This window comes from Streptomyces sp. NPDC087901, from assembly GCF_044742205.1.
Lineage (GTDB): Bacteria > Actinomycetota > Actinomycetes > Streptomycetales > Streptomycetaceae > Streptomyces.
Window position 1 is genome coordinate 148,637 of record NZ_JBIUUC010000004.1, and the last position, 13,508, is coordinate 162,144.

Genomic DNA, 13,508 nt, shown 5'->3' on the forward strand with positions numbered 1-13,508 from the left:
ACCCGTACACCGACCCATCAGGAACAGTGCTCCATGGTTAAGAAGTCTGTGCTGGCCGCGGCGCTCGTCGCCGCGGCCGCGCTCACCCTGTCCGCCTGCGGCGGCAGTGACAACGACAGCAAGAAGCCCATCGCCGACGTGTCGGTGGAGGCGAAGACCCAGGCCGCGACGGTGCTCGACCAGCCGTTCACCAAGCCGAATCTCGTCCTGACCGACACCCACGGCAAGAAGTACGACCTGCGCGAGCAGACCAAGGGCAAGCCGACGCTCATCTACTTCGGCTACACCAACTGCCCCGACGTCTGCCCGCTCATCATGAGCAACATCGCGATCGCCAAGAAGTCCCTCCCCAAGGCAGACCAGGAGAAGCTCCAGGTCGTCTTCGTCACCACCGACCCGGAGCGGGACACCCCGGCCTCGCTGGGCAGCTGGCTCAAGTCCCAGGACCCCTCTTTCGTCGGTCTCACCGGTGACTTCCCGACCATCCAGGCGGGCGCCCGGCAGATCGGTATCGGTATCGACGCACCGAAGAAGGAGAAGGACGGCACGGTCGTCTCGATGCACGGCTCCCAGGTCATCGCCTTCTCGCCGAAGACCGACCAGGGGTACGTGCTGTACAGCGAGGACACCACGCCCGACGACTACACCAAGGACCTCCCCAAGATCGTCAAGGGGGAGAATCCGTGAACCGCCGCACCACCCTCGCCGGCGTCCTGGCCCTTTCCACGGGTCTGACGCTGGCGGGGTGCTCCACCTCCGACGGCACACCGGAACTGAAGGTCATCGGCGCGTTCATGCCGCAGCCCGTCAGCGACATCGCGGCCGGCTTCCTCGTCGTGCAGAACAACGGCGGCACCTCCGACCGGCTCACCTCGGTCACCAGTCCGCTCTCGGACGACGTCACGATCCACGAGACGAAGAACCAGGCCATGCGCATGGTGACGTCCTTCGACGTACCCGCGGGCGGTGAGCTCGATCTGGAACGCGGTGGAAACCACATCATGTTCATGAAGCTCAAGCAGCAGCCCAAGCAGGGCGAGACGGTGTCCGTGGAACTGCACTTCGAGAAGGCCGGCCCCATCAAGGTCGATCTTCCCGTGAAGGAGACCACCCACAACCCGAAGAAGCAGTGAGGGACTGACACACCATGACAGCCACCACCCCGTCCTTCGGGCCCTCCCCGTCCGCAACCGCCCGGCGTCGGCCGCTCGCCGTCGCCGGACTCCTCGCCGCCCTGGCCGGCGTGGTGTTCGGTCTGCTGCTGGCCGTCGCGGGCCCAGCGTCGGCGCATGCCGCGCTCACCGGGAGCGATCCGCAGGACGGGGCGGTGGTCGCCACCGCACCCGAGGCAGTCACGCTCACCTTCTCCGAACAGGTCGCCATGGGAGAGGGCTCCATCCGGGTCCTGGACCCGGACGGCAAGCGCGCGGACACCGAGGGCGCCCCGCGCGATCTGCACAGCGGCTCCACCGTGAAGTACGGCGTCTCCCTGCACAGCGGGCTGCCCGACGGTACGTACACCGTCGCCTGGCAGGCCGTCTCCGCCGACAGCCACCCCGTCTCCGGAGCCTTCACCTTCTCCATCGGCGCCCCCTCCGAGACCACCGTCGCCCTCCCCGACAACGAGGCCGGCGGCGGCCTCGTCGGCACGCTCTACGGCATCGCCCGCTACGCCGCATACGCCGGCTTCATCGTGCTCGCGGGCGGCGCAGCCTTCGTACTGGCCTGCTGGCAGCGCGGGGCGGGCGCCCGCCCGCTCCAACGCCTCGTCGTCCGCGGCTGGATGACCCTCACTGCGGCCACGATCGCGATGCTGCTGCTGCGCAGCCCCTACACCGGTTCCGGGAAACTCGGCGACGCCTTCGACCTCGACGGGCTGAAGGCGGTCCTGGACACCAAGCCCGGCGCCGCGCTCGTCTCGCGACTGCTGCTGCTCGGCGCCAGTGCGCTGTTCATCGCGGTGCTGTTCGGGGCGTACGCGAAGCGCGAGGACGAACGCGAGAAGAAGGACCTCACCTTCGGACTCGCCATCGGAGGCACGGTCGTCGCCGCCGGGATCGCCGGGACCTGGGCCCTCGCCGAGCACGCCTCGACCGGGATCCAGCCAGGCATCGCCATGCCGGTCGACGTACTCCACCTGCTGGCCGTCGCCACCTGGCTGGGCGGGCTCACGGCCCTGCTGGTCGCGCTGTACCGCACCCCTGACATCACGGCCGCCGCGGTACGGCGCTTCTCCCGGGTCGCGTTCATCAGCGTGCTCGTACTCACCGCCACCGGGATCTACCAGTCCTGGCGCCAGGTCGGCTCCTGGTCCGCACTGACCGGCACGGGGTACGGACAGCTGCTGCTCGTGAAGGTGGGGCTCGTCGCCGTCCTCGTCGGGGTCGCCTGGATCTCGCGCCGGTGGACCGCCCGGCTGGCGACCGGTGGGAGCGGGGACGCACGTACAGAAGCCGGCACCGCGGAAACGGATGTGGAGGAGCAGGCCGCCGACACGGAGACTCCGGAACCGGCCGCCCCCGAGGATCCCGCGCGTGCCGCCCAGCTCGCGCGGCAGCAGGCCGCCGTGGCGACCACGGAGAGGAAGCGGATACGCGACGCCGACCCCGACCGGTCGGGCCTGCGCCGCTCGGTACTGGCCGAAGTGGGGGTCGCGGTGGCTCTGCTGGCGGTGACCACCATCCTCACCTCGACCGAACCCGGCCGTACCGAGGAGGAGGCGGCACGCTTGTCGGCACCGGCCGCCGCGCCCGCGGCAAGCGGCCCCGTCAACCTCACCCTGCCCTTCGACACCGGTGGCGAGAACGGGAAGGGCACGGTCCGCATGGACCTGGACCCCGGGCGTACCGGAGCCAACGTGGTGCACCTCTGGATCGACGACATCAACGGGAAGGCCATGGACGTCCCCGAGGTGAAGCTCGCCTTCACCCTGAAGTCCAAGGACATCGGGCCCCTTCCGGCCCTTCCCGTCCGGCTGACCGAAGGGCACTGGACCTCCACCGGTGTCCAGATCCCGATCGCCGGCAACTGGAACGTCGCGGTCACCGTGCGGACCTCGGACATCGACCAGACCACGGTCGACAAGAACGTGAAGATCGGCTGAGCAGGACCGTGAGCGGAAACAAGACGAACAGCACAGCCGCGTCGGGCAGTGCGGGCAGCAGGAACAAGGGCGCGGGTGACGCCGGCCCACCGGCGACCGGGGCGATCTCCCGGCGACGGCTGCTCGGTACCGCGGGAGCGGCCGGTGCCACCGGCCTCGTCCTCGGGGCGGCCGGCGGCGCCACCGGCTATGCCGCGACCCGGGACGAGGCGCCGGCCGCGCCTGCCTCCGTCGGCTCCACCGAGGTGATGTTTCACGGGAAACATCAACCGGGGATCACCACTCCGCTTCAGGCCCGCGGCCATCTCATCGCCTTCGACCTTGCGCCTGGATCCGGGCGCAAGGAGGCGGCGGCCCTGATGCGCCGCTGGTCGGCCGCGGCACAGCGGCTGATGGCCGGTGAACCCACCGGCGGCGCGGCGGACGGTACAGGGCACGACACCGGTATCGCGCTGGACGCCGGGCCGTCCTCGCTGACCATCACCTTCGGCTTCGGCGCCACCTTCTTCGAACGGACGGGCCTGACGGCTCACCGTCCGCCCGGGCTCGACCCGCTGCCGCCGTTCTCCGCCGATCACCTCGACGCCGGCCGGTCCAACGGCGACCTCTGGGTACAGATCGGCGCCGATGACGCACTCGTCGCCTTCCACGCGTTGCGGGCCGTACAGAAGGAGGCCGCGTCGACGGCCACCGTGCGCTGGCAGATGGACGGCTTCAACCGCACCCCCGGCGCCACCGCGAAGCCGATGACCGCCCGCAACCTCATGGGCCAGATCGACGGCACCGGCAACCCGAAGCCGGCCGACAGCGACTTCGACCGACGGGTCTTCGTGGCGGCGGACGGCAGTGCAGCCACGCACGACTGGCTGGTGGGAGGCTCGTACGCGGTCGTCCGGCGGATCAGGATGCTGCTCGACGACTGGGAGAAGCTCCCGGTGGAACGTCAGGAACGGGTCATCGGCCGGCGCAAGGCGGACGGCGCCCCGCTCAGCGGCGGCACCGAGACCACCGAGATGGACCTCGACAAGGCGGGCCCCGACGGCAAGCTCCTGATCCCCGACAACGCTCACGCCCGGATCTCTTCCCCCGACCGCAACAGCGGCGCGGCCATGCTGCGGCGCCCGTTCTCGTACCACGACGGCATCTCCTCGGACGGCACCCCGGACGCCGGGCTGCTGTTCATCTGCTGGCAGGCGGATCCGCTGCGCGGCTTCGTCCCTGTGCAGCGCAAGCTCGACCGGGGAGACGCCCTGTCCCCGTTTCTCCGCCACGAGGCGAGCGGCCTGTTCGCGGTGCCGGGCGGTGCGGCGGCCGGGGAGTACGTGGGGCAGCGACTCCTGGAGGCGTGAGCCACCGCGGGTGGGGAGCAGGCAGCGGGCCCCGGCGTCCCGAGCCACCACGGACAAGGCGGGCAACGGCCCCGGCGTCCTGAGCCACCACGGCTGCCAGCGGCCGCCCCACCTCGGCGTGGGGCGGCACGTACTGGAGTTCCGAGCCATCCCGGCGCATTAGGGTGACGGTATGTCCGCCACGCGCTACGCCTATCTCGGCCCCGAGGGCACCTTCACCGAGGTCGCCCTCCGTACGCTCCCGGAAGCCGCCACCCGCGAACTCGTCCCGATGGTCTCCGTACCGGCGGCGCTTGACGCGGTGCGCAACGGTACGGCCGCCGCGGCGCTCGTACCGATCGAGAACTCCGTCGAGGGCGGCATCACCACCACGCTCGACCAGCTGACCAGCGGCGAACCGCTGATGATCTACCGCGAAGTGCTCCTCTCCATCACCTTCGCGCTGCTCGTGCGTCCCGGCACCAAGCTGTCCGACGTCAAGACGGTCACCGCGCACCCGGCCGCACAGCCGCAGGTACGCAACTGGATGGCGGCCCATCTCCCCCAGGCCGTATGGGAGTCGGCGGCGTCCAACGCGGACGGCGCGCGGCTCGTGCAGGAGGGGCGGTACGACGCCGCCTTCGCCGGTGAGTTCGCCGCGGCGACCTACGGGCTCGAACCACTCGTGACCGAGATCCACGACGCGGAGAACGCCCAGACCCGCTTCGTGCTGGTGGGCCGCCCGGCCAGGCCGGCGGCACCGACCGGTGCGGACAAGACCTCCGTGGTCATCTGGCTGGGAGAGGACCACCCCGGCGCGCTGCTCGAACTGCTCCAGGAATTCGCGGTACGCGGGGTGAACCTGATGCTGATCCAGTCCCGGCCGACGGGCGCGGGGATCGGCAACTACTGCTTCGCGGTGGACGCCGAAGGCCATATCTCCGACCGCCGGGTCGGCGAGGCACTGATGGGCCTGAAGCGGATCTGCCCGAAGGTGCGGTTCCTCGGCTCCTATCCGCGGGCCGGCGTGACACCGGCGGATGTACGAGCCTTGCGTGCGGGTACGTCGGACGAGGCGTTCACCGAGGCCTCCGACTGGCTGGCGCGGAATCAGGACGGCCGGGCCTGAGGGCTCGGATCCCCCGGACACCACCTGCGACTTTCCTGCATATAAAAGACAATGCAGCCCTCTTCGGCTGTCGCCGTCATAGCCGCCGCCCTTCGGCCGTTGCAGTCGTCGCCACCCCTTCGGCCGCTTTGATCGTTGCCATCGCTTCGGTCGTTGCGGCCGTTGCGGTCCAGGAGGTCCGCCCCCTCCCGTCGGCAGGACACTGCCCGCACGCCCGGTGCGATCAGCCGATTGTCCTCAGCGGAAAAGTTATCCACAGGCACACGTCTCGACCTGGGGACAAGTCGACACCGTAATGCGACATGGTCGACAAATCTGCCCACCTCCCCCAGATCGATCCACAGGCCGATGGGTCGCCCCTTGTCAGCTCAATTCCATTGATCAACTCTTTAGAGCGGGGAATTCCCACCCGAACGAGCGCACGAAGGGGGTTTGAACCGTGAATCCATGAGGCAGCATGCGGCTTTCGGAATGATCTCCTCCATGTCCACAGACCTTCCTCACAGCCTGTGGATAACTTTTCTCGATCACCCACCCCTGTGGACAAGCAGCCACCAACTCCCCCTTCAGGCAAGGCCGATGCGTCAAGGCACGTAACCCTTCCGCCCCATTTAGGGGAATAGAGTCTCTTTCCTGACCTGCCCCCTCCCGCTCGCCACGGATTCCATCCCCAGCATTACCAATACCGGCAATTCGGGCAAAGTGACACGCTTGTCAATATCGGTTCGAACTACCGAAGCCGACACCGGTAGCCTGGAGGGGTGATTGACCTTCGCCTGCTTCGTGAGGACCCCGACCGTGTTCGCGCCTCCCAGCGCGCCCGTGGAGAGGACGTCGCCCTCGTCGACGCCCTTCTCTCCGCCGACGAGCGGCGCAGGTCGTCCGGGGTCCGGTTCGACGAGCTCCGTTCCGAGCAGAAGTCGCTCGGCAAGCTCATCCCCAAGGCCTCTCCGGAGGAGCGCGCCGAACTCCTGAAGAAGGCCGAACAGCTCAAGGCCGACGTCAAGGCGGCCGACGCGACACAGAACGAGGCGGACGAGGAGACCAAGAGCCTGCTGCTGCGGCTCGGCAACATCGTCCACACGGATGTGCCGGTCGGCGGTGAGGAGGACTTCGTCGTCCTGGAGACGCACGGCACCATCCGCGACTTCGGCGCCGAGGGCTTCGAGCCCAAGGACCACCTGGAGCTCGGCGAGGCGCTCGGCGCGATCGACATGGAGCGCGGCGCCAAGGTGTCCGGTTCGCGCTTCTACTACCTGACGGGTGTCGGCGCGCTGCTGGAGCTCGCCCTCGTCAACGCCGCGATCGCCCAGGCCACCGAGGCCGGCTTCATCCCGATGCTCACCCCCGCGCTGGTCCGCCCGCGCGCCATGGAGGGCACCGGCTTCCTCGGCCAGGCCGCGGAGAACGTGTACCACCTGGAGAAGGACGACTACTACCTGGTCGGCACCTCCGAGGTACCGCTCGCCGCGTACCACATGGACGAGATCATCGACGCGGACAAGCTGCCCCTGCGCTATGCGGGCTTCTCGCCCTGCTTCCGCCGTGAGGCGGGTACGTACGGCAAGGACACGCGCGGCATCTTCCGGGTCCACCAGTTCGACAAGGTCGAGATGTTCTCGTACGTCGACCCGGCGGACGCCGAGGCCGAGCACCAGCGCCTCCTGGAATGGGAGAAGCAGTGGCTCACCGCGCTCGGGCTGCCCTTCCAGGTGATCGACGTCGCCACCGGCGACCTCGGCGCCTCGGCCTCCAGGAAGTTCGACTGCGAGGCGTGGATCCCGACTCAGGGCAAGTACCGGGAGCTGACCTCCGCGTCCAACTGCGACAGCTTCCAGGCACGCCGGCTGTCCGTCCGGATGCGGGACAACCGCGACGGCAAGAAGGTCCTGAAGCCGCTGTCCACGCTGAACGGCACGCTCTGCGCCGTACCGCGCACGATCGTGGCGATCCTGGAGAACCACCAGCTGGCCGACGGCTCCGTACGGGTGCCCGAGGTGCTCCGTCCGTACCTCGGCGGGCGTGAGGTTCTGGAGCCGGTCGCCAAGTGACCTTTCCCTACAAGCTCGTCGCGACCGACCTCGACGGCACGCTGCTGCGTGACGACGACACAGTCTCCGAGCGCACGCGCGAGGCACTGGCCGCGGTTACCGCGGCCGGTGCGGCGCACATCATCGTCACCGGCCGCGCCGTCCCGTGGACCCGGCACATCCTGGACGACCTGGGTTACGAAGGCCTCGCGGTCTGCGGTCAGGGTGCGCAGGTCTACCACGCGGGCGAGCACAAGCTGCTGACATCGCTGACGCTGGACCGGCAGCTGGCCGGCCTCGCGCTCTCCAAGGTCGAGGCCGAAGTCGGTCCGCTGGCGCTTGCCGCGAGCCGCGACGGGCTCGACGGCGAAGTGCTGGTCGGCCCCGGCTACCGCGTACAGGAGGGCCCGCTTCCGGCCGTCCTCGTCGAGGACCCGGCCGAGATGTGGTCCGCTCCGCTGAACAAGGTCTACATACAGCACCCCGATCTGGACGACGACGCGCTGGCGAAGGCCGCGCGGGCGGCGGTCGGCAATCTGGTGGACGTGGTCATGGCGGGTCCGGGCGTGGTGGAGATCCTGCCGCTCGGACTCAGCAAGGCCACCGGCCTCTCACTGGCGGCACGTCGGCTGGGCGTGAAGGCGGCGGACACGATCGCCTTCGGTGACATGCCCAACGACATCCCGATGTTCGCCTGGGCACAGCACGGTGTGGCCATGGCCAACGCTCACGAGGATCTGAAGGTCGTCGCCCACGAGATCACCGCGTCGAACGAGGACGACGGAATCGCCGTGGTGCTGGAGCAGCTGCTCTGAAACTCTGGGCCTGAGTGCCCTGAGGCGGAGGATGCGCGGATCGAACGCGCGCGGGGCTTTCGGCCCCGACGACGGCTTAGCAAGCCGCTGCCTTACCACTCGGCCAATCCTCCGGGAGGGCGGCCGCGCGCGATGCGCGGGGACGGCCGCCCCGGCGTGCTGCTCGGAGCGGCTCGGCGGAGCAGTCGCTGACTACTCCGATGCCGGCTCGGGCACGCCCTGCTGGGAGCTCGACGGACTCGGACTCTCGGTCATCGCCGCGCTCCTCTCCCGGTCTGTGGTGCGTTCCCGGCGTGTGCCGTACTGACCACTGTGCCGTGCCTCCGAGGGCCGGTGCCACTCAATTTCGGGTGGCACCGGCCCGCGGACCTTCTCAGCCGCTCCTGTTGCGGCGGCTCAGATTCTTGAGGTTGCGCGCGAGCTCGTCCATGCGCCCGTCGAGCCGGACGATGTCCTCGGACACCCCTCCCAGCCGCACGCTCATGGCCCCGACCACCTGATGGGTGACCTCCAGTCTCCGGTCGAGGCTGTCGAGGCGGTGCGACATCCGGTTGAGGACCGGCCCGAGTTCCTGGAGAGCGGTGCCGACTCCGGCCAGGCAGCTTTCGACCCGGGTGACGCGGTGTTCGAGCCAGGCATATCCCGCGCGCAGGTCGTGTTCGGCGTCGAGGAGATAGGTACGGACGCATCGGGCGATGTCGCTGTCGCGAAGAAGCATGGCGACGTTGAGGACGGTCCTGCGGGTGTGGAGGCGGAGCCGAGTCACCGCCTGTGGATAACTTTCCGCCCCCTCACCACCCCATAGCGACAGCATGTCGCTATGGAAGGCTCGCAGGTCAGAGCCTCGGAGCACACGCATCCCGTTCTGTGTGAGCTCGTCCTGATGACGGTCGGTCAGCCTCCTGACCGCGCCTGTGGATACTTCGAAGTACCGGGAAACGTCCTCGGTGCGAACGTGAACTCCGTCCGGGAGCATGACAAGGCTCTCCACCTTGTCGAGGGCGTCGACACGCCCCATCTGTTCGACGCGCAGCGCGCGTGATTCGAGCAGGGCGACTTCCGTGGGCATGAGTCTGCCTTCCGATCGTGAATGCGACGGTGGACAGCCCTCTCCCCGGGCTTCAGGGGCGGAGGACGCTCACGGTTGCCACTCACTCAATGACCGACCGGCGGGTGATTCCTCGCCGCATCGGCTATCCGGATTTCACGAAAGCTACGACGCCACAGATTCCAGTTGCCTCCACGCATCGTGGACAACGAACCGATAACCGTACAGTTACGCGTAGGACTGTCCGACATGCGACAACCCCCGCCCATCGGACGGGGGTTGTCGCACAGCGCGGCGGGAGGTCGAGTCCTCACTCCTCGCCGGCGAGCTTCAGGGTGCGCAGCTTCTGACCGGCGTACCAGGTCGCCACCACGGTCACCGCCGCCAGCAGCACCGTCGCGGCCGGCAGGCCGACATCGGAGGTGATCGCGCCGCCCCCGCCGACCTTCTCGGCCACCGCGAGGGACCACTGCTGCACGCTGAGCGTGCGGGCACCGGGCACCAGGCTGCCGAAGAGGGCCTCCCACACGAGCGCGTAGACCAGACCGAGGACCACCGCGTGCCGGCTGACCGTGCCCAGCAGCAGGAACAGCGCGCTGTAGGCGATCGAAGCGACCAACGCCGCGATCGTGTAAGCCACCGCGATCTGCTGGCCGTTGCCGTTGAGGATCAGACCGGCGATCAGGGTCGGCACCGCCGAGAACACCATCGTCACCGCGATCGCCACGATCAGCTTGGTGAAGATGATCGTCGGCCGGGTCACCGGCTTGGCCAGCAGATAGACGATCGAACCGTCGTCGATCTCGGGCCCGATGGCGCCCGTCCCGGCGATCACACCGATCAGCGGCACCATGGTGGCGATGGCGAAACCGCCCAGCACGTCAGAGGCCACCTGGTCGTCGGCCCCGGCGAACATCCGTACCGCCACCGCGATGACGATCAGAAGCGCGGGCAGGACGAAGAGGATGGCGGCCCGGCGCCGGCCGAGCAGGGCCCGGTAGGTGAGCCGGGCGACTGTGGGGTCGTACATGACGTCACAGCTCCTTTCAGGCCACTACTCAGGCCGCTACGAGATAGGAAAAGACCGATTCGAGGGACTCGTCCGACGGCGAAACGGTCAGAAGGCGAATGCCCTGATCACGTGCCACCTTCGGCAACAGCGTGGTGAAGCGTCCGAAGTCCACGGCCTGGATGCGCAGGGCGTTCTCGCCGAGGTCGACCTCGATCCCGGCCGTCGACGGGTCGGCGATGAGCGCGGCGGCGAGGGCGCGGTCGTCGCTGGACCGTACGAGATAGCGGTGCGGGCGGTCCGTCATCAGCCGCCGGATCTTCCGGAAGTCACCGGACGCGGCGTGCCGCCCGGCCACGATCACCTCGATGTGCGAGGCGAGCTGCTCGACCTCTTCGAGGATGTGGGAGGAGAAGAGAACCGTGCGGCCCTCCGCCCCCATCCGTCGCAGCAGCTCCATCAGCTGCATCCTCTGGCGCGGGTCCATCCCGTTGAACGGCTCGTCGAGCAGCAGCACGGACGGGTTGTGGACCAGCGCGGACGCCATCTTCACGCGCTGGCGCATGCCCTTGCTGTACGTGGAGATCTTGCGGTCCTGCGCGTACTCCATCTGGACCGTGGCCAGCGCGGCGGCCGCCTCGGCGTCGCCGAGACCGTGCAGTTCGGAGTTGGCCACGACGAATTCGCGACCGGTCAGGAAGTCGTACATCCCTTCCCGCTCCGGCACGATGCCGATCTGCCGGTATACGGCCTCGTTGCGCCAGATCGGCTTGCCGTCGAGCGTGACCGTGCCCGTCGACGGGGCGAGGAATCCGGCCATCATGTTGATCAGCGTGGACTTGCCGGCGCCGTTGGGGCCGAGCAGACCGGTCACCCCCGGACCCACGGTCATGCTCACGTCGTTGACGGCGACCACATTGCCGAACCAGCGGGACGTGTGGTCGATCTCGATGGTGGTCACAGCCCGACCCTCCGGTAGCGGCGCATCAGTACGGCGTACGAGCCGGCGACGAGCGCGAGAACAACGATCAGGTAGACCACACCGGCACCGGCCCCCGGGCCTTCCCCTCCGGGGAAGGCGGAAGTCGCCCCGAGGAACGCGGTCTGCACTCCGTCGATGAGCGTGATCGGGGAGAACAGGCCCAGCCACGGCACGGCGCCGGTGGACCCCGTGGACCAGGCGATGCCCTGGATCGTGCTGACCGCGCCGTACGTGATCGTCAGCACGGCGATCACCGCTGCGACACCGAAGCCGCGCCGCGGGGTGAGCGCGGCCATCACGAGACCGAGACCGGCGAAGAGCACGGACAGCAGCGCCACCGACACCATTCCCTGGGCGAACCACTTGGTCTGGTCGGCGAAGTCGAACTTCCCCAGCAGCGCGCCCACGTACAGGATGACGAGCGGCGCACCGGTGAGGACGAAGAGCGCGGAGACCATGGCCGCGAACTTCGCGAGGACGTAGTCGCTGCGCTCGATCGGCCGGGAGAAGTACAGCGGAACGCTCTTGAACCGAAGGTCCCTGGAGACCGACTGCGGTGCCTGCGCTGCGATGAACAGGCCGATGACGGCCTGCAGATAGATCGCGAACGAGGTGTACTTGATCGGCAGCTTCGTCGAATTCGGCGTGGCGATGGCGACGGCCACGATGATCGCGGCCACCAGGCACATCACGCCGAACAGCAGCATGGGCAGCACCTTTGACTTGGCCGAGCGGCCGAGTCCGAAGGAACCGCGCAGGGACTGCGAGTAGAGCGAGCGGCGTGCGTAGGCACGGCCGAGGCGCGGGCCGTCGTAGGCGCGGTAGCCGATGTTGTGGATCCGGGAGGTCTCGCTCCCGGTCGCGGCGCCGGTCTCAGTGCTCATCGCGACCGCTCCCCTTCTGCTGTACGGCCCCGGCGGCCACGGACGCGGTCCGCGCCTCGGGGTGCGCTGCCGGTGCCTCTTCGGTACGGAAGACCTCGGCGATGTGGTGGCGGCGCTGTTCCATCCGGACGAGGCCGAGGCCGAGGCCGGCGACGCTGTCGCGGACGAGGTCGTATGTCTCCTCGCCGGTCGCCTCGATCAGCAGGATGTGGCCCGCCCCGGGCAGGCCCTGTGCGTCCAGCCCGTCGAGTCCCACCAGCTTGATCCCCGCACCGGTGAGGACCTGGCGCAGGGCGTCGGTCCCGTCCGGGTGGGTGTCGCTGTCGGTGACCTCGACCGCGAGGGTCGTGGTGGTCTGGGTGAAGTCGCTGGTGGAGCTGGAGCGCAGCAGTGATCCGCCGTCGATGACGACGACGTGGTCGCAGGTGCGTTCCAGCTCACCCAGGAGGTGTGAGGTGACAAGCACCGAGATGCCGAAGTCGGTGTGGATACGCCGGATCAGGCCGAGCATCTCGTCGCGGCCGACCGGGTCCAGTCCGTTGGTCGGCTCGTCGAGTAGGACCAGCTGCGGGTCGTGGACCAGCGCCTGGGCCAGCTTCACCCGCTGCTTCATGCCGGTCGAGTAGCCGCCGATGGGCCGGTAGCGCTCCTCGTACAGTCCGACGTGCCGCAGCGTGTCCGCGGTGCGTTCCCGGGCCGCGGTCGGCGGCAGTCCGGACATCCGCGCCATGTGGACGACGAACTCGGTGGCCGAGACGTCGGGCGGCAGGCAGTCGTGCTCGGGCATGTAGCCGACCCGTTCCCGGATGGCGGCGCCACTGGTCGAGACGTCGAGCCCGAGCACCGCGGCCCGGCCCTCGGTCGCGGGGGACAGACCCAGCAGGATCTTGATCAACGTGGACTTGCCGGCTCCGTTGGCGCCCACCAGCCCGGTCACACCGGGGCCGATGTCCAACGAGAGCCGGTCAAGCGCGGTCACCCGGGGGAACCGCTTGCTCAGGCTTTCGGTCGCAATCACAGTCACGTCATCGACGGTAGTGGCGCGGGCCACACCGGTCGTCAGACCTGGCGGCTGGATTCGCGTCAGACTCCAGATGTACGGACCCGTAGGGGGACCCCACGAAGGAGGACCGCGAAGCGGAACGGGCGCGTCGGACCGGTCGGCATCTGCGGTTGTCCA

12 protein-coding genes and 1 tRNA gene are annotated in these 13,508 nt (G+C 68.8%); 7 read left to right on the forward strand and 6 right to left on the reverse strand.

The features are described from left to right. Positions 1-33 precede the first annotated feature (33 nt). The 7 genes from ACIOEW_RS14405 (at position 34) to ACIOEW_RS14435 (ending at position 8,405) form a co-directional block, all read left to right on the forward strand. Complete coding sequence (locus ACIOEW_RS14405; protein WP_362540185.1) at positions 34-687, forward strand: SCO family protein; 654 nt, start codon at positions 34-36, stop codon at positions 685-687. Further along, entirely contained in the window at positions 684-1,133 is a 450-nt protein-coding gene (locus ACIOEW_RS14410) for a copper chaperone PCu(A)C (protein ID WP_362540182.1), read from the forward strand. Before ACIOEW_RS14405 ends, ACIOEW_RS14410 begins: the two co-directional genes overlap by 4 nt. A 14-nt stretch (positions 1,134-1,147) precedes the next feature. Continuing rightward, on the forward strand, positions 1,148-3,103 hold the full coding sequence (locus ACIOEW_RS14415; RefSeq protein WP_401964047.1) for a copper resistance CopC/CopD family protein: 1,956 nt from the start codon (positions 1,148-1,150) through the stop codon (positions 3,101-3,103). Between the two features lie 104 nt (positions 3,104-3,207). After that, the gene (gene efeB / locus ACIOEW_RS14420; protein WP_401964446.1) at positions 3,208-4,452 is read left to right on the forward strand and encodes an iron uptake transporter deferrochelatase/peroxidase subunit; all 1,245 of its coding nucleotides are present in this window, start codon (positions 3,208-3,210) and stop codon (positions 4,450-4,452) included. 172 nt (positions 4,453-4,624) lie between these two features. Beyond that, positions 4,625-5,560 carry a prephenate dehydratase gene (gene pheA, locus ACIOEW_RS14425; protein WP_401964049.1) on the forward strand — a complete coding sequence of 312 codons (936 nt, stop codon included), beginning with the start codon at positions 4,625-4,627 and terminating at the stop codon, positions 5,558-5,560. A 761-nt stretch (positions 5,561-6,321) separates the two neighbouring features. Next, on the forward strand, positions 6,322-7,611 hold the full coding sequence (gene serS / locus ACIOEW_RS14430; RefSeq protein WP_362540170.1) for a serine--tRNA ligase: 1,290 nt from the start codon (positions 6,322-6,324) through the stop codon (positions 7,609-7,611). Next, positions 7,608-8,405, forward strand: coding sequence for an HAD family hydrolase (locus tag ACIOEW_RS14435; RefSeq protein ID WP_401964051.1), 798 nt, complete (start codon positions 7,608-7,610; stop codon positions 8,403-8,405). The genes serS and ACIOEW_RS14435 overlap by 4 nt, the downstream gene beginning before the upstream one ends. A gap of 25 nt (positions 8,406-8,430) precedes the next feature. On the opposite strand, the gene ACIOEW_RS14440 is transcribed toward ACIOEW_RS14435, so the two are convergent. From ACIOEW_RS14440 to ACIOEW_RS14465, 6 genes are all read right to left on the reverse strand, one after another. Next, positions 8,431-8,518: transfer RNA gene (locus ACIOEW_RS14440), tRNA-Ser, on the reverse strand. 260 nt (positions 8,519-8,778) lie between these two features. Then, positions 8,779-9,474, reverse strand: coding sequence for a hypothetical protein (locus tag ACIOEW_RS14445; RefSeq protein ID WP_401964053.1), 696 nt, complete (start codon positions 9,472-9,474; stop codon positions 8,779-8,781). Positions 9,475-9,763: 289 nt separating this feature from the next. Next, positions 9,764-10,483 (reverse strand): ABC transporter permease, encoded by a 720-nt coding sequence (locus ACIOEW_RS14450; protein ID WP_362540161.1) that lies wholly within the window; start codon positions 10,481-10,483, stop codon positions 9,764-9,766. 28 nt (positions 10,484-10,511) lie between these two features. After that, the gene (locus tag ACIOEW_RS14455; RefSeq protein ID WP_362540158.1) at positions 10,512-11,423 is read right to left on the reverse strand and encodes an ABC transporter ATP-binding protein; all 912 of its coding nucleotides are present in this window, start codon (positions 11,421-11,423) and stop codon (positions 10,512-10,514) included. After that, positions 11,420-12,328 carry an ABC transporter permease gene (locus tag ACIOEW_RS14460; RefSeq protein ID WP_362540155.1) on the reverse strand — a complete coding sequence of 303 codons (909 nt, stop codon included), beginning with the start codon at positions 12,326-12,328 and terminating at the stop codon, positions 11,420-11,422. The genes ACIOEW_RS14455 and ACIOEW_RS14460 overlap by 4 nt, the downstream gene beginning before the upstream one ends. Next, positions 12,318-13,346, reverse strand: a complete 1,029-nt coding sequence (locus ACIOEW_RS14465; RefSeq protein WP_362540588.1) for an ABC transporter ATP-binding protein — start codon at positions 13,344-13,346, stop codon at positions 12,318-12,320. The genes ACIOEW_RS14460 and ACIOEW_RS14465 overlap by 11 nt, the downstream gene beginning before the upstream one ends. Positions 13,347-13,508 lie beyond the last annotated feature (162 nt).

What these genes read in the sequence shown, in the direction of transcription:
- ACIOEW_RS14405 (WP_362540185.1), top strand. Translation starts at nt 34, where the DNA reads ATGGTTAAGAAGTCTGTGCTGGCCGCGGCGCTCGTCGCCGCGGCCGCG.
- ACIOEW_RS14415 (WP_401964047.1), top strand. Translation starts at nt 1,148, where the DNA reads ATGACAGCCACCACCCCGTCCTTCGGGCCCTCCCCGTCCGCAACCGCC.
- pheA (WP_401964049.1), top strand. Translation starts at nt 4,625, where the DNA reads ATGTCCGCCACGCGCTACGCCTATCTCGGCCCCGAGGGCACCTTCACC.
- ACIOEW_RS14445 (WP_401964053.1), bottom strand. Translation starts at nt 9,474, where the DNA reads ATGCCCACGGAAGTCGCCCTGCTCGAATCACGCGCGCTGCGCGTCGAA.
- ACIOEW_RS14450 (WP_362540161.1), bottom strand. Translation starts at nt 10,483, where the DNA reads ATGTACGACCCCACAGTCGCCCGGCTCACCTACCGGGCCCTGCTCGGC.
- ACIOEW_RS14460 (WP_362540155.1), bottom strand. Translation starts at nt 12,328, where the DNA reads ATGAGCACTGAGACCGGCGCCGCGACCGGGAGCGAGACCTCCCGGATC.